The following is a 20,179-nucleotide window of genomic DNA, read 5'->3' on the forward strand; positions in this document are numbered from 1 at the left end:
CGCCAGGTCAGGCTCCGCCGGCCTCGCGCGCGAAGACCTGCTCACCCGCCAGGTGGACCGACCGGACCCGGCCGCGCAAGCCCTCGAGGTCGTCGAAGGCGCCGTCGAGCACCACCACGTCGCCGACCTTGCCCGGCTCCAGCGTGCCGTGCTCGTCGGCGACACCGAGCAGCTCGGCCGCCGAGCGGCAGGTCGCCTCCCACGCCTGCTGCGCCCCCAGGCCCAGCTCGGCCATCAGGCGCACCTCCTCCAGGTTGGTGCCGTGCACACCGACACCGGAGTCGGTGCCCATCGCGACGCGCACACCGGCGTCGACCGCCCGGCGGAAGGAGTCGTCGTGGACCTCGGCCACCATCCGCGCCTTGGCCAGCACCCGGTCGGAGATCGCGGCCCCGGCCTCGGCCTGCGCCAGGACGGCGCGCGGCGCCGACAGCGTCGGCACCAGCCAGGTGCCGTGCTCGAGCATGAGCCCGATGGCCTCGTCGTCGAGGTAGATCCCGTGCTCGACCGACCGGACGCCGCCGCGGACCGCGGTCTTGATGCCGTCGGTGGCCTGGGCGTGCGCCATCACGTGCAGCCCCGCAGCCCGGGCCTCGGTCACGAGCGCGGCGATCTCGTCGTCGCGGAAGTGGCCGTGCAGCGGGTTGCTGAGCGGGGAGAGCACACCGCCGCTGGTGGCCACCTTGATGACGTCGGCGCCCGCGCGGACGAGCTCGCGGACCCGCTTGCGCATCTCCTCCGGCCCGTCGACGACCGCGTCGGGCATCCCGGGGTGGGTGGCCAGCAGGCCGAGCTCGGCGCCGCACACGTGCCAGTCGTCGCCGTGCCCGCCGGTCTGGCTGAGCATGGTGAGCGCGATCTGCATCCGCGGACCGGGCGTGACGCCGCGGCGCACCGCCTCGGCCACCCCCAGGTCGGCGCCGCCGGCGTCGCGGACCCAGGTGATGCCGGTCTCGAGGGTGGCCCGCAGGCGGTGCACCGCCTGGAAGAACGGCAGCGAGAACGGCGTCTGCAGGACCCGCATGAGGTCGGGCTGCTCGAACATCACGTGCACGTGGCAGTCGAACAGGCCCGGCAGCACGGTCGCACCGGCGCAGTCGACGACCTCGTCGGCCTCGACGCCGAGCCCAGGGCCAACCTCCGCGACCCGCCCGTCCACCACGTGCACGTCTCCGACGGAAGGGGCGGCGCCGGTGCCGTCGAGGACCGTGCCGCCGCGGAAGAGGATGCTCGTCATGCGCACACGGTAGGGGGTGCGCGGCCCGGGCCGGGGCTAGAGTTCCGGGGTGTCCGCCAGCACGTCCACCCAGACCGCCGGGGTCGCCAGCCCGTGGCCGGCCCTGTGGGCGCTGGTCATCGGCTTCTTCATGATCCTGGTCGACTCCACGATCGTGTCCGTGGCGACCCCCACCCTGATGGACGCCTTCGGCGCCGGGGTGAACGAGGTCCTGTGGGTCACCTCGGCCTACCTGCTCGCCTACGCCGTGCCGCTGCTGGTCACCGGGCGGCTGGGCGACCGGGTGGGGCCCAAGCGCGTCTACCTCGTCGGGCTCACCGTCTTCACCCTCGCCTCGCTGTGGTGCGGCCTGTCCGGCGAGCTCGGCCTGGGCATCACCGGTCTGGTCGCGGCGCGAGCCGTCCAGGGGCTGGGTGCCTCGATGATGACGCCGCAGACCATGGCGGTCATCACGCGCACCTTCCCGGCGGAGCGCCGCGGTCAGGCCATGGCCCTGTGGGGCGCGACCGCCGGGGTCGCGACGCTCGTCGGTCCCCTCGCCGGCGGGCTGCTCGTGGACACCCTCGGCTGGGAGTGGATCTTCTTCGTCAACGTCCCCGTCGGGATCGTCGGCCTCGTGCTCGCCGCCCGCCTCGTCCCCCGGCTGGAGACCCGTGTGCACCGGTTCGACCTGCTCGGGGTTGGGCTGAGCGCTGCGGGGCTGTTCTGCGCGGTCTTCGCGCTCCAGGAGGGGCAGACCTTCGGCTGGGGCCAGGTCTGGGGTCCGGTCAGCGTGCCGGGGCTGCTCGTCGCAGGGGCGGTGCTGCTCGTGGCCTTCGTGTGGTGGCAGGCCCGCAACCCCGGTGAGCCGCTCGTGCCCCTCAGCCTCTTCGCCGACCGCAACTTCTCGCTGGCCAACGGCGCGATCATGGCCATGGGCCTGACGGTCACCGCGCTGTTCTTCCCCTTCTACATCTGGGCGCAGAGCGTGCGCGAGCTCACGCCCACGACGGCCGCGCTGCTCATGGCGCCCTCCTCGGTGATGTCCTTCCTGCTCGCCCCGGTCGCCGGGCACCTGACCGACCGGGTGCACCCCCGCCTGCTCGTCGGCTCCGGCACCACGCTGCTGGCCCTCTCCATCTGGCTGCTGACGCGTGCGATGACCCCGGACGCGCCGCTGTGGCAGGCGGTCGTCGCGGCGGTGCTCATGGGGGTGGCCAACCCGCTCATCTGGGGCCCGCTGTCGACCACCGCCACCCGCAACCTGCCCATGGACCGCGCCGGCGCGGGGTCGGGCGTCTACAACACCACCCGGCAGCTGGGGGCGGTGCTGGGCAGCGCGGCGATCGCCGTGCTCATGCAGGCTCGCATCGACGCCCGGCTCGGCCCGGACGGCGTCGCCGCCTCCGAGGGTCTGGAGAACCCCGGCGCCAGCCTGCCGGCGGCGGTGGCCGAGGGGCTGTCGCAGGCGATGTCGGAGGCGCTGCTGCTGCCGGCTGCCGTCATCCTCGTGGGCGCGGTCCTGTCCCTGTTCTTCGAACGACCCCGGCACCTGGTGCGGCGATGAGCCGCGCGCCGGACCCGGACGGCGCGGCCCGCGCCGTGGACGTCCTCGTGATCGGCGCCGGGCAGGCCGGGCTGTCGACCGCCTACCACCTGCAGCGGCGGGGCTTCGCGCCGTGGACCGCCCCGCCGCCCGACGGTGGGGGCACGCCCGGCAGCTATGCCGTCCTGGACGCCGAGGAGGGCCCTGGTGGGGCCTGGCGGCACCGGTGGCGCTCGCTGCGGATGTCGACCGTCAACGGGATCAGTGAGCTGCCCGGCCTGCCGACGCCCGACGTCGACCCGTGCGAGCCCAGCTCGGAGTTCATCACCCGCTACTTCGCCGACTACGAGGACCAGCTCGCTCTGGCGATCGTCCGCCCGGTGCGGGTCGCTCGCGTGGAGCGGGAGGACGATGACCCGCGGGGCCGGCTGCGGGTGGTCTCCTCGGCCGGCGACTGGTCGGCCCGCGCCGTGGTGAACGCCACCGGCACGTGGACCAAGCCGTTCTGGCCGATCTACCCCGGCCAGGACACCTTCGCCGGACGACAGCTGCACGTCGCGGACTACGTGGCCGCCGAGGAGCTCCGCGACCGGCACGTGGCCGTCGTGGGCGGCGGCATCTCCGCGGTGCAGCTGCTCGACGAGATCTCCCAGGTCACCACGACGAGCTGGTTCACCCGGCGTGAGCCGGTCTGGCGCGAGGCGCCCTTCGACGCCCGGGCGGGGCACGACGCCGTCGCGATGGTGGAGGAGCGCGTCGCGCGCGGGCTGCCCCCGCAGAGCGTCGTCTCGGTGACCGGGCTGGTCTGGACGCCGTCGCTGCGCCGGGCCGCGGCCCGTGGCGCCCTGGACCGCCGCCCGATGTTCACCGAGATCGTGCCGGAGGGCGTGCGCCAGGCCGACGGCACGGTGCTGCCGACCGACGTGATCCTGTGGGCCACCGGCTTCCGGGCGGCCCTGGACCACCTCGCCCCGCTCCGGCTTCGCGGGCACGGTGGTGGCATCCGGATGGACGGCACCCGGGTGGCGGACGAGCCGCGGGTGCACCTCGTGGGCTACGGGCCGTCCTCGTCGACGATCGGGGCCAACCGGGCGGGACGGGCCGCCGTGACCCAGCTGGTCGCGCTGCTCGGCGGGGCCGGGGCCTGAGGGTCGGTGACAGACTGCGGCGTATGGAGCAGCGCGGCTACGTCGGCGTCGTCGGACCCGGCACCGGGGCGGGCGCCGGGCAGGTGCGGCTCGCCGAGGAGGTCGGCGCGCTGCTGGCCGCCGAGCGGCTGGTCGTCGTGACCGGTGGCCTGGACGGCGTGATGGCCGGCGCCGCACGGGGGTGCGAGCTCGCCGGTGGCACCAGCATCGGCCTGCTCCCCGGCGGCGCGCGCGAGGCCGGCAACCCGTACAGCACCGTGACCCTGCCGACCGGGTTGGGCGAGCTGCGCAACGGGCTGCTGGTGCGTGCCAGCGACGTCCTGGTCGCGATCGCGCCCAGCTGGGGCACGCTCAGCGAGGTCGCCGTGGCCGTCCGCACGGGGGTGCCCGTGGTCCTGCTCGCCTGGGACCCCGCCGTCCTGGACGGCCTGCCCCCCTCGACGGACCCCGCGCCCCTGCACGCCCGGACCCCGCAGGAGGCGGTCCGGCTCGTCGTCGACCACATCGGTGACCACCACCCGCCCGAGGAGAGCACGTGAGCAACCCAGAGCCGCCCGCGGACCTGCCGGGCACGCTGACCGCCGAGCTGGACGACCTCCTGCGGGAGTCCGACGCCCGGCTGGTGGCCCGCTACCCCGGTGATGCCGCGACCCGGCAGCCGGTGCACACCGTCTACGTGCCGGCCGACCGTTGCACCCCCGGCCTGGTCCGGCGCTGGGGCGAGGAGGCAGGTCAGGCCCTCACCGACCACGAGGGAGTGCTGGCCGACCTGCTCGGGGACCACGCACGCGCCGTCCTGCCGCTCGTGGCGCACAAGCTGGCGACCGAGCCGGTCGAGGACCTGCGCATGGACCTCGAGGACGGCTACGGCTCGCCTCCCGACGACGTCGAGGACGCCGACGTGGAGGCCGCCGCGCGGACGCTGGCGCGTGCGCAGCAGGACGGCAGCGCCCCGCCCTTCGCCGGGATCCGGTTCAAGAGCCTCGAGGCCCCGACCCGTGCGCGCGGCGTGCGGACCCTGGCCCTGTTCGTCCGCCACCTGACCGCGGCCGGCGGTGACCTCGACGGCGTCGTCGTGACGCTGCCGAAGGTCACCAGCCTGGACCAGGTCACCGCGATGGTCCACGCCTGCGAACGCCTCGAGCACGCGGTCGGCCTGGCCCCGCGCACGCTGCGCTTCGAGATCCAGGTCGAGACCCCGCAGTCGGTGCTCGGCCCGGACGGCACCGCGCTGGTCGCCCGGATGGTGCACGCCGGCAGCGGTCGCGTCACCGGCCTGCACTACGGCACCTACGACTACTCGGCCTTCTGCGGCATCCCCGGGCCCTACCAGTCGCTGGAGCACCCGGTCGCCGACCACGCCAAGCTCGTGATGCAGGCGGCAGCCGCCGGCACCGGGGTACGGCTGTCCGACGGGTCGACCAACGTCCTGCCGGTGGGCACGCCCGAGCAGGTGCACGAGGGCTGGGCGCTGCACCTGCGGCTGGTCCGCCGCTCCCTGGAGCGGGGCTACTACCAGGGCTGGGACCTGCACCCGGCCCAGCTGCCCAGCCGGTTCGCCGCCACCTACGCCTTCTACCGGGAGCACCTGCCCGGTGCGGCGCGCCGGCTGCGGGACTACCTCGGGCAGACCGGTGGCGCGGTGCTCGACGAGCCGGCCACGGCGCGCGCGCTCGCCGACCTGCTCGTGCGGGCGCTGGACTGCGGCGCGGCACTGCCCGCGGAGGTGGAGGAGGCGACCGGCACGTCCGTGGAGGAGCTGACGGCGCTGGCCCGTCCGCGACGGCGCTGACCTGCGCAGTCCTTGACGCGGCCAGACCGCGTGCCTAGGGTCACGCCATGGCGATCGTGCTCGGCAGCAACCGCTACGGCAAGGCCGAGAACCGCGTGGTCCGCATCTACCGCGACACCGGGCGCCACACGATCCGCGACCTCAACGTCTCGACCGCGCTGCGCGGCGACTTCGCGCGGGCGCACACCGACGGCGACCAGGCCGACGTGCTCCCCACCGACACGCAGAAGAACACCGCCTTCGCCTACGCCAAGGAGGTGGGGATCGCCTCCCCCGAGGAGTATGCCGTCGCGCTGGGGACCCGCCTGCTCGAGGCCGCGCCGAGGGCCACCGGCGCCCAGGTCCGGGTCGAGGAGTACGCCTGGGACCGCATACCCGTCGGCGAGGACGACCAGGGGGACGGGGGCGGGCACGACCACAGCTTCGTGCGCCGCGGCACGGAGGTCCGCACCTGCGTGGTGACGGTCGAGGGCCGAGGGGACGGGCGCGAGGTCCAGGTCCTGTCCGGGATGGAGGACCTGGTGGTCCTGAAGTCCACCGGGTCGGAGTTCCGCGGTTTCCTCAAGGACCGCTACACCACCCTGGAGGAGACGACCGACCGGGTGCTGGCCACCTCGCTCACCGCGCGCTGGCGGTGGGCCGGGGCGCACGTGCTCGACGGCGGCACCGACATGGACGCGGGCTACGCGTCGGTGCGTCAGACGCTGCTGAGCACCTTCGCGACGACCTACAGCAGGGCGCTGCAGGAGACGCTCTACGCGATGGGCCGGGCCGTGCTGGAGACGCACCAGCAGATCGCGGAGATCCGCTTCTCCGCCCCCAACAAGCACCACGTCCTCTACGACCTGGAGCGCTTCGGGCTGGACAACGACGGTGAGGTCTTCCTCGCCGACGACCGCCCCTACGGCCTCATCGAGGCCAGCGTGCTGCGCGACGACGCCCCTGACGCCGGCTCGGCGTGGACCGACGTCCGGGCGTTCCTGTGAGCAGGGGCGCGGCACCGGGCGAGCTCCCCCTCGACCGGCTCCCCGACGACGAGGTGCGGACGCTGCTGCGCGGCTGCCTCGACGTCGGGCGCTGGGTGGAGGAGGTCGCGGCCGGCCGTCCCTACGGCGACCGCGACAGCCTGCTGGCGGCGGCCGACCTGGCCGCGCGCTCGCTGTCCCCCGCGGAGGTGGAGCAGGCGCTGGCCGGACATCCCCGGATCGGCGAGCGCCCGGGCTCCGGCCACAACGTCGAGGCGTCCGCACGGGAGCAGGCCGGGGTCGACCCCTCCGCCCCGGACGTCGCCGCCCGGCTGGCGGCGGGCAACGCCGCCTACGAGGAGCGGTTCGGGCACGTCTTCCTCGTCCGCGCCGCCGGCCGGTCGGCCGAGGAGATCCTCGCCGAGCTCGACCGCCGGCTGCGCAACGACCCGCAGACCGAGCGCGGCGAGGTGGCGGACAACCTGCGGCAGATCGCGCTGCTGCGGCTGCAGGAGGCGGTCTGAGCCATGGCGACGCTGTCCACGCACGTGCTCGACACCGCCCTCGGACGGCCCGCGAGAGGGGTCCGCGTGGAGCTGACCACCCTCGACGGGGCACCGCTCGGTGAGGGCACCACCGACGAGGACGGCCGGGTCGGGAGCATCGGACCGGCGCTGCTCCCCCCGGGTGACTACGTGCTGACCTTCGGCACCGGCGCCTACCACGCGGCCACCGGGCAGGAGGGCTTCTACCCCTCCGTCCCCATCACCTTCACGATCGGCGCCGACGAGCACTTCCACGTCCCGCTGCTGCTCAACCCCTTCGGCTACTCCACCTACCGGGGCAGCTGAGCACGGCATGGCGGGCAGGCAGGGAGCCGACCTGGACCTGGTCGTCCGCGCCCGCCGGGCGGTGGTGGACGGGCGTGAGCGCCCGGCCGTCGTCGGCGTCCGTGCGGGCAGGGTCGTCCTGCTGGAGGTGGACGCCGCGGCGGGCCTCGCCGACGTCCCACCCGCCACCGAGGTCGTCGCCCTCGCCGACGACGAGGTGCTGCTCCCCGGTCTGGTCGACACCCACGTGCACGTCAACGAGCCCGGGCGCACCGAGTGGGAGGGCTTCGCCTCGGCCACCCGTGCCGCCGCGGCAGGTGGCGTGACGACGGTCGTCGACATGCCGCTCAACAGCATCCCGCCGACGGTGACGGTGGCCGCCCTGCGGGAGAAGCAGGAGGCCGCGCGCGACCAGGCGTGGGTCGACGTCGGCTTCTGGGGCGGAGCCGTCCCCGGCCACCTGCGCGACCTCGAGGAGCTCCACGCGGCCGGGGTCATGGGTTTCAAGTGCTTCCTGGCCGACTCCGGCGTCGAGGAGTTCCCCCACCTGGATGCTGCGACCTTCGCCCGCGCGATGGCCGAGACCGCGCGGCTGGGTGCGCTGATGGTGGTGCACGCCGAGGACGCGGAGGCGCTCCGCGCAGCCGCCCCCGCGAGCAGGCTCCCATCGGCCTACGCCGACTTCCTCGCGTCCCGCCCGGCGACGGCGGAGGTGGTCGCGGTGCAGCGGGTGGTCGACGAGGCGCGTCGCACGGGCGGGCGCGCGCACGTCCCGCACCTGTCGGCCGCGGACGCCCTCCCCGTCCTGCGGGCCGCGCGCGAGGCCGGGGCCGACGTGACGGTCGAGACCTGCCCGCACTACCTGACCCTGGCGGCCGAGACCGTGCCCCCCGGCGCCACCGAGCTCAAGTGCTGCCCACCCATCCGCGAGCGGTCCAACCAGGACCGGCTGTGGACGGCGCTCGAGGAGGGGGTCGTCGACATGGTCGTCACCGACCACTCACCCTCGACCGTCGACCTCAAGCACCTGGACACCGGCGACTTCGCCACCGCCTGGGGCGGCATCTCCTCCCTCCAGCTCGGTCTGCCCACGGTGTGGACCGAGGCGCGGCGGCGCGGCATACCCCTGGCCTCCGTGGTCCGCTGGATGGCGACGGCCCCGGCCGACCGGGTCGGCCTGACCACCAAGGGCCGGCTGCGCGTCGGCGCCGACGCCGACCTCGTCGTGCTGGCACCGGAGGAGGAGTGGCAGGTCGACGTCGCGGCGCTGCACCACCGCAACCCGGTCTGCGCCTACGCAGGGCACCGGCTCACGGGCCGGGTCCGCAGGACCTGGCTGCGCGGCACACCCGTCACCGGCGACGGCCCGCCTCTGGGCAGGCTGCTGCAGAGAGGACATCCATGAGCACCTTCGCGACGCCACCGGGCGGGCTGCCCCCGCAGACGCACCTGACCACCAACGGCGCCCCCGCGCGGTTCACCCAGGCCTACGCGGTGCTCCCCCGCGCCACGATGACCGACATCGTCAGCAGCCTGCTGCCGCTCTGGGAGGGGACGCGGCTGTGGGTGCTCGCCCGCCCGCTGTCGGGCTTCGCCGAGACCTTCTCGCAGTATGTCGTGGAGGTCGCCGCGGGCGGCGGGTCGCAGCGACCGGAGGAGGACCCGCGCGCCGAGGCGGTGCTGTTCGTCACCACGGGGACCCTGACCCTGACCCTGGACGGGAGCGACCACGAGCTCACCCCTGGCGGTTACGCCTACCTGCCCGCCGGGGCGTCCTGGAGGCTGCGCAACGACGGTGGTGCCACCGCTACCTTCCACTGGGTGCGCAAGGCCTACGAGGAGGTCGAGGGCGTCGCCGCGCCCGAGGCCCTCGTGACGCACGAGTCGGCGGTGGAGGCCGTCGCGATGCCCGGCACCGACGGCGCGTGGCGCACCCAGCGCTTCGTCGACCCCACCGACCTCAGGCACGACATGCACGTCAACATCGTGACCTTCGAGCCGGGCGGTGCGATCACCTTTCCCGAGACCCACGTCATGGAGCACGGGCTCTACGTGCTGGAGGGCAAGGCGGTCTACCTGCTCAACGAGGACTGGGTCGAGGTGGGCGCCGGTGACTTCCTGTGGCTGCGCGCCTTCTGCCCGCAGGCCTGCTACGCCGGCGGTCCGGGGCGCTTCCGCTACCTGCTCTACAAGGACGTCAACCGGCACGCGCGGCTGCGGTGGTGACCCCCGGGGCCGGCACCCGGTCCCGGGGCGCCCCCTGTCCTGAGCCAGAAGGCGCGGGCCGTCGCTCAGCTCGGGTGACCCGCCAGCGTGTCGTCCTCGGCGGTGTCCGGCGGCCGGACCGTCGCCTGCCGGTCACCCCGGTCGCGTCGATCACCCCCGTCACGCCGGTCCAGCACGGCCCTGGTGACGGCGCCGAGCGCGACGAAGGCCAGGGCGGAGCCGAAGATCCAGGCGAAGGGCGAGGCGTCCTCCCAGCGGTCGGTCGAGCGGCTCATGTCGAGCTCCTCCCGTTCGAGATCCGTGCTCCCAGTGTCCCCGCCGGGGGCGCCCCGCGCATCACACGTCGAAGGTGACCCCCTGGGCCAGCGGCAGCTCGCCGGAGAAGTTGACGGTGTTGGTCGCGCGGCGCATGTAGGCGCGCCAGGCGTCCGAGCCGGACTCACGGCCGCCGCCGGTCTCCTTCTCCCCACCGAAGGCGCCACCGATCTCGGCCCCGGAGGTGCCGATGTTGACGTTGACGATGCCGCAGTCCGAGCCGACCGGCGAGCAGAAGATCTCGGCCTCGGACTGGTCCTGGGTGAAGATGCTCGACGACAGCCCCTGCGGCACGGCGTTGTTGAGCTCGATCGCCTCGGCGAGGTCGTCGTAGGGCACCACGTAGAGGATCGGGGCGAACGTCTCGGTGTGCATGACCTCGGTCTGGGACGGCATCCGGATCACGGTCGGCCGCACGTAGTAGGCGTCCTCCGCCAGCCCGGCCAGCTCCCGCTCGCCGCCGGCGACGACCTGCCCGCCCGCCGCCGTCGCCTTCTCGATCGCGGTGGTGAACGCCTCGTAGGATTGCCGGTCCAGCAGCGGCCCCACGAGCGTGCCCTCGGCGGTGGGGTCGCCGACCGGCAGCCGGCGGTAGGCCGCGGCGACCCGGTCGGTCACCTCGTCGATGACCGAGGTGTGCACGATCGCCCGGCGCATCGTCGTGCACCGCTGCCCGGCCGTGCCCGCGGCGGAGAAGACGATGCCGCGGGTGGCCAGGTCGAGGTCGGCCGAGGGGGTCACGACCGCGGCGTTGTTGCCGCCCAGCTCGAGCAGGCTGCGGCCGAACCGCTCGGCGACGACCGGGCCGACCTGCCGGCCCATGCGCGTCGACCCGGTGGCGCTGAGCAGCGCGACGCCCGGGTCGGCGACGAGCGCCTCGCCGACGTCGGGTCCGCCGAGAAGCACCTGCGAGAGCGCTGCGTCATACCCGCCCTCCTCGAGCGCGCGCAGCAGCAGCGCGTTGGCCGCGAGCGCGCACAGGGGCGTCCGCTCCGAGGGCTTCCACACCACGGGGTCACCGCAGACGAGCGCGACGGCGGTGTTCCAGGACCAGACCGCGACGGGGAAGTTGAAGGCGGAGACGACCCCCACCACGCCCAGCGGGTGCCAGGTCTCCATCAGGCGGTGCCCGGGGCGCTCGGAGGCCATCGTGCGGCCGTAGAGCTGGCGGGACAGCCCGACGGCGTAGTCGCAGATGTCGATCATCTCCTGCACCTCGCCGAGCGCCTCGGAGGTGATCTTGCCCGCCTCGAGGCTGACCAGGGTGGCCAGGTCGGCCTTGTGCTCGGTGAGCAGCTCGGCGAAGCGCTTGACGACGGCCCCGCGGGCGGGCGCGGGCACGGTGCGCCACGTGCCGAACGCCTCCCCGGCACGGGCGACCGCCTCGCGCACGTCGGCGGCCCCGCTCCAGGCCACGGAGGAGATCGTGGCGCCGTTGACGGGCGAGCGTCCCTCGTGGTCGCCCTCGTGCGCAGCCAGGTCGGCACCGCAGGCCCGCGCGGCCCGCTCGGCGCGGGCACGCAGGTCCTCGGCCGACGGCAGGAGGGCGGGCTGGCTGGTCCGGTGGGTCACTTCGGCTCCTGACGGGTGGGGCGCTGCTAGACGATGTGCTTCTCGGGCACGAGGCTACGGGCGTCGGCGAACCGGTCGACCGACAGGGCGGAGACGTCGACCCGGGGCGGACGGTCCAGGACGAGGTCGGCGACGGTCTCGCCGACCGACGGGCCCATGAGGAACCCGTGGCCGGAGAACCCCGTGGCGTACAGGACGCCCGGGACGGCGCCGGAGCGCCCGACGAGACCGTTGTGGTCCGGGGTCATCTCGTAGAGGCCGGCCCAGCCGGAGCGGAGCTCGACCTCCGCGAGGGCGGGCGCGCGTCGCTCGACCGCGGCGGCCAGCCCGGTGAGCCACGCGTCGTCGCGGTCGAGCCGGAAACCGGGCTCCTCGTGCGGGTCCGACATGCCGACGAGCAGACCGGGCCCCTCGTCGTGGAAGTAGAAGGAGGTGGAGAAGTCGATCGTGAACGGCGTCCGCGGTCCTCGGCCGGGCACCGGGCCGGTCGTGAGGATCTGGCGCCGCAGCGGCTCGACCGGCAGGTCGACGCCGAGCCAGGACCCGACCTCGCGCGACCAGGCACCGGTGGCGACCACCACCTGCTCGGTGCGCACCACCCCTGCGGCGGTCTCGACGGCGCGCACCTGACCGTCGAGCACCTGCGCGCCGGAGGCGGCCACCCCGGTGACCAGTGTCGCGCCGCAGCGGCGGGCGGCCCGGGCGTAGCCCTGGACCACCGACTCGGGAGCGCAGTGGCCGTCCCCGGCGTGGAAGGTCGCGGCGAGCAGCCCCTCGGTGCTGATCAGCGGCGACAGCTGCCGGGCCTCCGCCGGGTCGAGCACCCGGGTCGGCACGCCCAGGGAGTTCTGCAGGGCCACGGCACGCTCGAAGTCCGCGACGTCGTGGGCGTCGTCGAGCAGGAAGAGGTAGCCGACGCGGTGCAGGTCGACCGCCTGGCCGATCTCCTCCTCGAAGCGGTCGAGAAGCTCCAGCGACCGCTGGGCGAGCCGGATGTTGACCTCGTCGCTGAACTGGGCCCGGACCCCTCCGGCGGCCCTGCAGGTCGAGCCCGAGCCGAGGGCGTCGCGCTCCAGCAGCACGACGTCCGCACCCGAGCTCGCCAGGTGGTACGCCGTGCTCAGGCCGACCACGCCCCCGCCGAGGACGACCACGTCAGCGTGGGCGGGCAGGTGCCGCGTCATCGTCGACCGCCCCGCTGGTGCACGTGCCCTCAGACCACCAGGACGCGGCCGCCCATCCCGAGCAGCCCGTCGGACCAGAACATGTCCATGGCCGCGACCGAGATGCGGGCGCAGCCGTGGGAGGCCGGCACGGGCGGGATCGAGGCGGAGCCGTGGATGGCGAAGTTGCCGTCGTAGAACATCGGGCGGTAGAGCTCGCCGAGCTCGCCCTCGCGCCAGCCGCTGCCGTCCATGTAGCCCACGACGAAGTCGCCGGTGGGGGTGTGGGCGTGGTAGCTCTGCTCCTGGTACTCGTAGGGCTCGCCGTTGCCGGTCGAGGTGTTGAGCACCATCGTGCTGCTTCCCCCGCGGACGACGAGGAGCAGCTGCGTGGTCAGGTGGACCTCGACGTGGTTGCCGCCGGCCACGGGTGCCGGACGGTGGCCGGTGGCCAGCGCCTGCTGCGTCAGCGGGCCCGCGACGCCGTCGCGGTAGAGGCCGTGCGCCTTCTGCACCGCCCAGACGGCCTGCTGGGTGAGGTGGCCGAACCCTCCGTCGGGGGCGCCGCACCAGTAGCCGTGCGTGTTCAGCTGCTCCTGCAGGGCCCAGACGCCCTCCCCCGCGTCCCCGCGCTGGAAGGCAGCAGGTGGTTCGGGTTCGGGCTCGGGCTTGGGCTCCACGGGAGGCTCCGGCTCGGGCTCGGGCTCGACGGGAGGCTCGGGCTCGGGCGGCGGCGGGACGACGTAGCGCTCGACGTCGTCGGCCAGGCCCCCGACCACCGCGCCGGTGACGAGCCCGAAGCTGCCCTTGAGCAGGTCGCGCCGGCGCAGCGCCAGGCGTCCGACGGACGTCGACCACCCGTCGTAGCGTTGTGTCCTCACCCCAGGTCCCCTCACGCGCGCTGATCAGTGTCGCCAGTAGACGCACCGCCCCGGACCCGAGGTTGCCCGCCACGCCCGCCCTTTGTCGAATCGTGACCTTCGGCGGTCGCCTGGTCAGGACACCTGGACCCAGACGCCGCCCAGCTCCTCGTGCAGCGAGCATTCGGCGGACTCGAGGGTCATCTCCAGGGACGGGGCAGGCGCCGGCGGGGCCGCGCCCGCGATCCCGCGCAGCTGGAGCCCGCCGAGCACCGCGGACGACCCCTCCGGGCAGCCCCGCGACCCGTCGCCGCTGGTCAGCCGGAGCCGGCCCGTGGCGTCGCGCGTGACCGTGCCCGTGTCGTCCGGGTTGACGAACAGCTCCCCGCCGTCGTCGAGCACGTACTGCCCGTCGTCGACGCCCCCGGGGGTCACGATGCTCAGCAGGCGCCCGGTCCCCTGCTGCAGCCACGTCCGGCTGATGCGGGCCACCGACTCCACCGCGGTGGGGGCTTGGTGCCAGCGGGCGGCCTCGGCGTTCTCGACCGGCCCGGAGCCGGTCCAGACCAGCCCGGCGCCGACCTCCGACAGGGGCGAGACGCGGACCCAGGTCGCGATGTCCACGCCCCCGCACGGGCTTCCTGGCGGGTCGGGGGCTCGCACGACCCGGCCGACCATGTGCCCGTCGTCGGTGATCCGCACCTGCCAGTCGCACAGCTCACGGGGGAGCTCGACGACGCCGTCGCCGACCGAGTAGTCGACCGGCTCGCCGCTCTCCAGACCGCGGTGGCTCGGGTTGGCGAAGCTGACCGTGCCGTCCCGGTGGAAGGACCACAGCCACCCGGAGGCGTCGGAGGTCAGCAGCCAGATGCCCGCGAGGCTGTCGACGCTGGTCGGCAGCACGGTCGCGGGAGGCTCGACGACCGGGCGGCCGGCGGGCTGCGGCTCCGGCGACCGCTCGGCGAGCTCGCGCCACCCGAGCGTCCCGCCGAGGGCCAGCGCGCCGACCACGGCGGCGGCCACGAGCCCCTGGGCCCGGTGGTGCCGCCGCTCCAGCTGCTCGCGCCGGTGGATGAACCGGTGCTGGGCGTGCGCCAGGTCCTCCTCGGAGACCTCGACCTCCCGGGCCACCGTCCGCAGCGAGCTGCGCAGCATCTCGTCCAGGTTCATGGGGTCTCCTCCAGTCGGGTCGACAGCGTGGCGCGGGCCCGGTGCGCGTGCCTTTTGACGGAGCCGGTGCCGATGCCCAGCAGCTGCGCCGTCTCGGTCTCGCTGAGCTCGAGGTAGTAGCGGCAGACAACGACCTCCCGCTGGCGCAGCGGCAGGGCGCGGACGGCCTCGGCGAGTCGGTGCGCCTCGTCGCGGGCGATCACCGAGGAGCTGCTGGTGTCCACCGGCGGCGGCTCCACCCAGCTGGTGCGGGTCCGCTCCCGGACCAGTGCCCGGATCCGGGACCGGGCACCGTTGAGCACGGCCGCGCGCAGGTAGCCCACCGGCCAGGTGGTGTCCCGCACGGCGGACCAGCGGACGTAGAGGGAGCAGAAGGCGTCCATGACCACGTCCTCGGCGCTGCAGCGGTCCCCCAGGATGCAGTAGGCGAGCCGGAGCAGCCCCTCGTACTCCTCACTGAACAGCTCCTCGACGACGTCGTCGCGTCCACGCTCCACGGCCCGGGGGCCCGCGTCCCGGACGCGGACCGGCGGGAGCACCTGCGGCTCACCGGACCCCGGCTGCGACAGCCCCGTCACCGTCTCCTCGGCTGGGTGTCTCATGCCCTCTAGTCGCCCCCGGCCGCGCAAGGTTGACACCCTCCCAGACTGGCATCAGCCGAGCACCCCGCCAACTACCCGGCGGGGGCGCGCAGCCCTTCGCGCCCGGCCACCAGGCCACTAGGGTCGGCGAGGTGGAGAACTACCTGCGCTACCCGCACCTGCACGCGGACCTGGTCACCTTCGTCGCGGCCGACGACGTGTGGATCGCACCGGTGGGTGGAGGCCGGGCATGGCGGTTGACGCACGACTCGGTGCCGGCCGCCTTCCCCCGCTTCTCGCCCGACGGCGCGCACGTCGCCTTCGTCTCGCACCGCGACGGGCACCCCGAGGCGTATGCCGTGCCGGTCACCGGGGACGGGTCTCCGCGACGGCTGACCTGGTGGGGTGCGAAGAACACGCGGCTCCTGGGCTGGGACGGCCCCGACCGCGTGCTGGTCGCCTCGCACGCCGGTCAGCCCAACCTGCGGCACCTCGTCGTCCGCTCGGTGGGTCTGGACGGGTCGGTGCGCACGCCGCCGTACGGGCCGGCCTGGGGCGTGTCGGTCCGCGAGGACGGCGTCGTCGCGCTGGCGACCCCCGGGAGCCGCCCGCCGGCCCACTGGAAGCGCTACCGGGGTGGCACGGCCCCGCGGCTGTGGCTCGGCCGCGGTGACGGGTCCGGCGGACTGGAGTGGGAGCGCGTGCTGCGCCAGGACACCGCGGGGCTCGTGGACCCGATGTGGGTGGACGGCAGGCTGGTCTTCGTGTCCGACCGGGCCGCGGTCTTCCCCGGCACCGCAGGGGAGGCGGACCGGCAGGCCGACCTGTGGGCCTTCGCCGTCGGGGAGGTCACCGCCGACAGCGTCCCCGAGCAGGTGACGGACCAGGGCCCGGACCTGGGTTACGTCCGGGACGCCACCACGGACGGGCACCGGGTCGTCTGGCACAGCCGCGGCCGGCTGTGGGTGCTGGACAGCCTGTCCGCGACGCCGCGCGAGGTGCGCGTGAGCCTGCCCGGCGCGGCGGCGACGCCATACACCCTCTCCCCCACCGACCAGCTCGGGGCGCTGCGTCCCGACCACGGGGGCGACGCGAGCCTGGTGGGCTGGCACGGCTCGGTCTACTGGCTGGCGCACCGCGAGGGCCCTGCGCGTGCGCTGGTCGCGCAGGACGGCGTGCGGGCGCGGGAGCCCCAGCTCCTCGGGCGCACCGGCCGGGCCGTCATGGTCACCGACGCCGACGGCGAGGACCGGCTCGAGGTGCACGACCTGGAGTCCGCTGCCGGGGTCGGGCCGACCGTGGTGGTCGCCGCCGGCCGGCTGGCCCGCGTGCTGCACCTGGCCGCCGACCCGGCCGGCGAGCGGGTGGCGCTCGTCTCCCACGACGGCGCCGTGCGGCTGGTGGACCTTCCCGCGCGCGGCTCGGAGCGGTCCGAGGGCACCGTGCGGGAGGTGGCGCGCTCGGAGCAGGGTGAGGCGCTCTCCCCCGGGTTCTCCCCCGACGGGCGCTACCTGCTGTGGTCGCAGCCGACCGCGGGCGAGTCCGAGCTGCACCGGCTGATGATCCTCGACACCCGCGACCCCGCCGCGCAGGCCCGCGCCCTGACGTCGGGGACCTTCCACGACCACGACCCGGCGTTCACCCGCGACGGCCGGCACGTGGTGTTCCTGTCCGAGCGGACCTTCGACCCCGACTACGACGCGCACGAGTTCGCGCTGTCGTTCTCGGGCTCGACCCGTCCCTGGCTGCTCCCGCTGGCCGCCGACCAGGCACCGCCGTTCGGGCCGACCGCGCAGGGCTGGCGGCTGAGCGGGAGCAAGGATGACGGCAGGGGCGGGCACCACGACGGCCAGGGCGAGCCGGAGGATGAGACGCCGCCCGTCTCTCCCGACCTGGACCTCGAGGGCGCCGAGCAGCGGGTCGTGCCGTTCCCGGTGCCGAGCGGCCGCTACCGCGACCTGCGCGTCGTCAAGGACGGGGTGATCTGGGTCAGCGAGGCCGGGGACACCGGCGTGCTCGGCACCCGCCGCGCGGGCGTGTCCGGAGAGCCGGGCTGCGACACCGTCGAGCTCTGGTCCTTCCCCCGACGGACCGTCGAGGTCGTCGTGGACAAGGTGGACGAGGTCGAGGTGTCGGGCGACGGCGAGCGCCTGGTCGTCCGTCACAAGGACTCCGTCACCGTCACCCCCGCCGACCACAAGCCCGAGGACGACGACCCGGCGGTGGTCAAGGTGGACCTCGACCGGCTCCGGCGCGAGGTGCGGCCGCAGGAGCTGTGGCGCCAGATGTTCGAGGAGAACGGCCGCATCATGCGTGACCACTACTGGCGCCCCGACATGGACGGCGTCGACTGGGAGGCGGTGCTCGACCGCTGGCGCCCGGTGGTCGGGGCGGTCGCGACGCACGACGACCTCGTCGACGTGCTGTGGGAGACGGTGGCCGAGCTCAACACCTCCCACGCCTACGTGCTGCCCGCCGAGCCACCGGGTTCGGAGATCGCCGAACGCCGGCTCGGCCTGCTCGGGGCCGACCTGACCCGCACCGCGGAGGGCTGGCGCATCGAGCGGATCCTGCCCGGGGAGTCCAGCGAGCCCGAGGCACGCTCGCCGCTCGAGGCGGCAGGCGTCGGCGCCCGCGTGGGCGACCTGGTCGTCGCCGTCGACGGCGCCCCCGTGGACACGGCATACGGGCCGGCGCCCCGCCTCATGGGGGCGGCGGGCAAGCCGGTGGAGCTGACCCTGCGCCGCGACGGCGCCGACCGGCGGGTGGTGGTCGTGCCGCTCGCCGACGAGGAGGTGCTGCGCTACCAGGACTGGGTGCGGTCACGGCGCGACTACGTGCGCGAGCGCTCCGGCGGCCGGCTCGGATACGTGCACGTCCCTGACATGACCAGCTACGGCTGGGCCCAGCTGCACCGGGACCTGCGGCACGCGAGCGAGCGCGAGGGTCTGGTCGTCGACGTCCGCTACAACCGCGGCGGGCACACCAGCCAGCTGGTGCTCTCGCGGCTGCTGGCGCCCGCGGTCGGGTGGGCGCCGGCGCGGCACTACGCGGTGGCCGGGCGCTACCCGGCGACCGCCCCGCGCGGTCCGGTCGTGCTCGTCGCCAACGAGAACTCCGGCTCCGACGGCGACATCGTCAACGCCGCCGGGCAGGCCATGGGTGTCGGCCCGGTCGTCGGCGTGCGCACGTGGGGCGGCGTGGTGGGGATCGACGGGCGCTTCGACCTCGTCGACGGCACGTCGATCACCCAGCCGCGCTACGCCTTCTGGCTCAAGGGCAAGGACTGGGGCGTGGAGAACCACGGGGTCGACCCCGACATCGAGGTCGAGCACACCCCGGCGGACTTCTTCGGGGCCGACGACCCGCAGCTGGACCGGGCGATGGCCGAGGCGTTCCGGATGCTCGAGGAGCGGCCCGCCGCCAGCGCACCCGACCTGCCGGCGCCACGGGTGCGGCGCTGACTCCCTACGACGTCGGCCGCGGCGGACGGCGTCCGCACCCCGGCGCCCGTCCCCGGTCCAGCTAGGAGGACGACGCCCGCTGGCACACCATGAGCGGGGTGCCGTCCGGGTCCTCGAACTGGACGAAGGACACGCTGCCGATGTCCTCCACCGAGGAGGTGATGCGGACGTCGAGGCGCTGGAGGTGGCCGACGGTGGCCTCCATGTCGTCGGTCCAGAAGAAGAAGCGCGGCGGACCGTCGGTGCTGAAGTCCGGCCGGTTGGCGTCCAGGGCCAGGGTGGGCCCCTCCTCCACCGGCACGTCCAGGATGGTGCCCCCGTGCGAGGGCAGCTCCGGTGTGAACCCCAGGAGGGCGCCGTACCAGCGGGCAGCCTTGCGCATGTCGCGGACGGGGATGAAGACCTGGCCGACGTGGCGGCGTACGGGTGAGTCGGGCATGGGCGAGGACGGTAGCAAGGAGGCCGGGGTCAGCGCAGGTGGCTGGCGCCGTTGAAGTCGACCACCGCGCCCGAAGCCCACTCGGCGCCGGGCTGAGCCAGCGCCACGATCGCCGTGGCGACCTCCTCGGGGGTCGCGACCCGCCCGAAGGGGCTCTGACCGCGGATCTGGTCGCCGCCAGGGCCGTCCAGGAGCGCGGCGGCCATCTCGGTCGCGATGAAGCCGGGGGCGATCGAGACCACCCCGATGCCGTGGGGCGCCAGCGCCACGGCCATCGACTGCCCGAACGCGTGCAGGCCGGCCTTGCTGGCGCCGTACGCGGGGACGTCAGGCTCACCGCGGTAGGCGCCGCGCGAGCCGACGTTGACGACCCGCCCCACCGGCTGCCCGTCTGCCGGGGCGACCTCCATCATGTGCCGGGCGACGCAGAAGGTCAGGTTGGCCGGGCCCATGAGGTTGGTCGCCAGGGTGGTCTGCCAGGCCCGGACCCAGCCGTCGTAGTCGGTGTCGGTCAACCGGTGGTCGCCCCGCCGGCTCACCCCGCCGGCCGGGTCGAGGAAGAGCGCGGCGTTGTTGACCAGCACGTCGACCCGCCCCAGCGCCTGCACCGCGGCCTCCGCCAGCCGGGCGGTCGCAGCCGGGTCGGCCAGGTCGGCCTGCAGCACCGCATGCCCCTCGCCGGGCAGGTGTGCGAGCACCTCACGGGCCCGCTCCTCGGCCCCGCGGTAGTGGACGACGACGCGGTCCCCACGCTCCGCGAAAGCCCGGGCCGTGGCCGCCCCCACCCCGCGGGAGCCACCGGTCACCAGCACACCACGTCCTGAGCTCGTCATGGCGACACTGTACGGAAGGGCCGCCGCGGCCGTCCGCCCGCTCCTGACCTGCGGTGGGT

At 74.6% G+C, this 20,179-nt stretch carries 19 protein-coding genes; 10 read left to right on the forward strand and 9 right to left on the reverse strand.

From position 1 onward, the window contains the following. Nucleotides 1-7: 7 nt before the first annotated feature. Nucleotides 8-1,237 (reverse strand): metal-dependent hydrolase family protein, encoded by a 1,230-nt coding sequence (locus tag K330_RS0108160; RefSeq protein ID WP_022921342.1) that lies wholly within the window; start codon nucleotides 1,235-1,237, stop codon nucleotides 8-10. Nucleotides 1,238-1,367: 130 nt separating this feature from the next. Here K330_RS0108160 and K330_RS20070 point away from each other — a divergent pair, with 130 nt between their 5' ends. Genes K330_RS20070 through K330_RS0108205 form a run of 9 tightly spaced genes read left to right on the forward strand, consistent with a single transcriptional unit; the run spans nucleotide 1,368 to nucleotide 9,723 of the window. Continuing rightward, entirely contained in the window at nucleotides 1,368-2,783 is a 1,416-nt protein-coding gene (locus K330_RS20070) for a DHA2 family efflux MFS transporter permease subunit (protein ID WP_084617368.1), read from the forward strand. Then, nucleotides 2,780-3,910: an NAD(P)-binding domain-containing protein gene (locus tag K330_RS0108170; RefSeq protein WP_029202462.1), complete on the forward strand. Its 1,131-nt coding sequence runs from the start codon at nucleotides 2,780-2,782 to the stop codon at nucleotides 3,908-3,910. The genes K330_RS20070 and K330_RS0108170 overlap by 4 nt, the downstream gene beginning before the upstream one ends. 23 nt (nucleotides 3,911-3,933) lie before the next feature. Further along, a complete protein-coding gene (locus K330_RS20075) occupies nucleotides 3,934-4,449 on the forward strand; it encodes an SLOG cluster 4 domain-containing protein (RefSeq protein WP_022921344.1) in 516 nt (171 codons plus the stop codon). Further along, a complete protein-coding gene (locus tag K330_RS0108180; protein ID WP_022921345.1) occupies nucleotides 4,446-5,702 on the forward strand; it encodes a DUF6986 family protein in 1,257 nt (418 codons plus the stop codon). Before K330_RS20075 ends, K330_RS0108180 begins: the two co-directional genes overlap by 4 nt. 47 nt (nucleotides 5,703-5,749) lie before the next feature. Further along, on the forward strand, nucleotides 5,750-6,688 hold the full coding sequence (gene pucL, locus K330_RS0108185; protein ID WP_022921346.1) for a factor-independent urate hydroxylase: 939 nt from the start codon (nucleotides 5,750-5,752) through the stop codon (nucleotides 6,686-6,688). Further along, entirely contained in the window at nucleotides 6,685-7,191 is a 507-nt protein-coding gene (gene uraD, locus K330_RS0108190) for a 2-oxo-4-hydroxy-4-carboxy-5-ureidoimidazoline decarboxylase (RefSeq protein ID WP_022921347.1), read from the forward strand. The genes pucL and uraD overlap by 4 nt, the downstream gene beginning before the upstream one ends. Nucleotides 7,192-7,194: 3 nt before the next feature. Next, a complete protein-coding gene (uraH, locus tag K330_RS0108195; protein ID WP_022921348.1) occupies nucleotides 7,195-7,518 on the forward strand; it encodes a hydroxyisourate hydrolase in 324 nt (107 codons plus the stop codon). A 7-nt stretch (nucleotides 7,519-7,525) separates the two neighbouring features. After that, entirely contained in the window at nucleotides 7,526-8,902 is a 1,377-nt protein-coding gene (gene allB, locus K330_RS0108200) for an allantoinase AllB (RefSeq protein ID WP_022921349.1), read from the forward strand. Further along, on the forward strand, nucleotides 8,899-9,723 hold the full coding sequence (locus tag K330_RS0108205; protein WP_022921350.1) for a bifunctional allantoicase/(S)-ureidoglycine aminohydrolase: 825 nt from the start codon (nucleotides 8,899-8,901) through the stop codon (nucleotides 9,721-9,723). Before allB ends, K330_RS0108205 begins: the two co-directional genes overlap by 4 nt. 65 nt (nucleotides 9,724-9,788) lie before the next feature. On the opposite strand, the gene K330_RS0108210 is transcribed toward K330_RS0108205, so the two are convergent. The 6 genes from K330_RS0108210 to K330_RS0108235 all read right to left on the reverse strand — a co-directional run bounded on the left by K330_RS0108210 (nucleotide 9,789) and on the right by K330_RS0108235 (nucleotide 15,405). Then, on the reverse strand, nucleotides 9,789-9,998 hold the full coding sequence (locus K330_RS0108210) for a hypothetical protein (RefSeq protein WP_022921351.1): 210 nt from the start codon (nucleotides 9,996-9,998) through the stop codon (nucleotides 9,789-9,791). A gap of 61 nt (nucleotides 9,999-10,059) precedes the next feature. Beyond that, complete coding sequence (amaB, locus tag K330_RS0108215; RefSeq protein WP_022921352.1) at nucleotides 10,060-11,610, reverse strand: L-piperidine-6-carboxylate dehydrogenase; 1,551 nt, start codon at nucleotides 11,608-11,610, stop codon at nucleotides 10,060-10,062. Between the two features lie 26 nt (nucleotides 11,611-11,636). Further along, nucleotides 11,637-12,794, reverse strand: a complete 1,158-nt coding sequence (locus K330_RS0108220; protein WP_022921353.1) for an NAD(P)/FAD-dependent oxidoreductase — start codon at nucleotides 12,792-12,794, stop codon at nucleotides 11,637-11,639. Between the two features lie 29 nt (nucleotides 12,795-12,823). Continuing rightward, a complete protein-coding gene (locus K330_RS20080) occupies nucleotides 12,824-13,654 on the reverse strand; it encodes a L,D-transpeptidase family protein (RefSeq protein ID WP_022921354.1) in 831 nt (276 codons plus the stop codon). Nucleotides 13,655-13,768: 114 nt separating this feature from the next. Next, the gene (locus K330_RS0108230; RefSeq protein WP_022921355.1) at nucleotides 13,769-14,803 is read right to left on the reverse strand and encodes a hypothetical protein; all 1,035 of its coding nucleotides are present in this window, start codon (nucleotides 14,801-14,803) and stop codon (nucleotides 13,769-13,771) included. Then, the gene (locus K330_RS0108235) at nucleotides 14,800-15,405 is read right to left on the reverse strand and encodes an RNA polymerase sigma factor (RefSeq protein WP_084617318.1); all 606 of its coding nucleotides are present in this window, start codon (nucleotides 15,403-15,405) and stop codon (nucleotides 14,800-14,802) included. The genes K330_RS0108230 and K330_RS0108235 overlap by 4 nt, the downstream gene beginning before the upstream one ends. Nucleotides 15,406-15,536: 131 nt before the next feature. On the opposite strand from K330_RS0108235, the gene K330_RS0108240 reads away from it, so the two are divergent. Then, on the forward strand, nucleotides 15,537-18,848 hold the full coding sequence (locus K330_RS0108240; RefSeq protein WP_022921357.1) for a S41 family peptidase: 3,312 nt from the start codon (nucleotides 15,537-15,539) through the stop codon (nucleotides 18,846-18,848). A gap of 61 nt (nucleotides 18,849-18,909) precedes the next feature. On the opposite strand, the gene K330_RS0108245 is transcribed toward K330_RS0108240, so the two are convergent. Next, a complete protein-coding gene (locus K330_RS0108245) occupies nucleotides 18,910-19,287 on the reverse strand; it encodes a VOC family protein (RefSeq protein WP_022921358.1) in 378 nt (125 codons plus the stop codon). Nucleotides 19,288-19,316: 29 nt separating this feature from the next. Beyond that, entirely contained in the window at nucleotides 19,317-20,120 is an 804-nt protein-coding gene (locus K330_RS0108250) for an SDR family NAD(P)-dependent oxidoreductase (protein ID WP_022921359.1), read from the reverse strand. Nucleotides 20,121-20,179: the final 59 nt, after the last annotated feature.

Origin of the sequence: Ornithinimicrobium pekingense DSM 21552 (assembly GCF_000421185.1) — a bacterium.
GTDB classification, from domain to species: Bacteria; Actinomycetota; Actinomycetes; order Actinomycetales; family Dermatophilaceae; genus Ornithinicoccus; species Ornithinicoccus pekingensis.

Excerpts from the sequence above, each read along its gene's own strand:
- K330_RS0108160 (WP_022921342.1), bottom strand. The coding sequence starts at position 1,237 with ATGACGAGCATCCTCTTCCGCGGCGGCACGGTCCTCGACGGCACCGGC.
- K330_RS20070 (WP_084617368.1), top strand. The coding sequence starts at position 1,368 with ATGATCCTGGTCGACTCCACGATCGTGTCCGTGGCGACCCCCACCCTG.
- K330_RS0108170 (WP_029202462.1), top strand. The coding sequence starts at position 2,780 with ATGAGCCGCGCGCCGGACCCGGACGGCGCGGCCCGCGCCGTGGACGTC.
- K330_RS20075 (WP_022921344.1), top strand. The coding sequence starts at position 3,934 with ATGGAGCAGCGCGGCTACGTCGGCGTCGTCGGACCCGGCACCGGGGCG.
- pucL (WP_022921346.1), top strand. The coding sequence starts at position 5,750 with ATGGCGATCGTGCTCGGCAGCAACCGCTACGGCAAGGCCGAGAACCGC.
- uraH (WP_022921348.1), top strand. The coding sequence starts at position 7,195 with ATGGCGACGCTGTCCACGCACGTGCTCGACACCGCCCTCGGACGGCCC.
- allB (WP_022921349.1), top strand. The coding sequence starts at position 7,526 with ATGGCGGGCAGGCAGGGAGCCGACCTGGACCTGGTCGTCCGCGCCCGC.
- K330_RS0108205 (WP_022921350.1), top strand. The coding sequence starts at position 8,899 with ATGAGCACCTTCGCGACGCCACCGGGCGGGCTGCCCCCGCAGACGCAC.
- K330_RS0108210 (WP_022921351.1), bottom strand. The coding sequence starts at position 9,998 with ATGAGCCGCTCGACCGACCGCTGGGAGGACGCCTCGCCCTTCGCCTGG.
- K330_RS0108220 (WP_022921353.1), bottom strand. The coding sequence starts at position 12,794 with ATGACGCGGCACCTGCCCGCCCACGCTGACGTGGTCGTCCTCGGCGGG.
- K330_RS0108230 (WP_022921355.1), bottom strand. The coding sequence starts at position 14,803 with ATGAACCTGGACGAGATGCTGCGCAGCTCGCTGCGGACGGTGGCCCGG.
- K330_RS0108235 (WP_084617318.1), bottom strand. The coding sequence starts at position 15,405 with ATGAGACACCCAGCCGAGGAGACGGTGACGGGGCTGTCGCAGCCGGGG.
- K330_RS0108245 (WP_022921358.1), bottom strand. The coding sequence starts at position 19,287 with ATGCCCGACTCACCCGTACGCCGCCACGTCGGCCAGGTCTTCATCCCC.
- K330_RS0108250 (WP_022921359.1), bottom strand. The coding sequence starts at position 20,120 with ATGACGAGCTCAGGACGTGGTGTGCTGGTGACCGGTGGCTCCCGCGGG.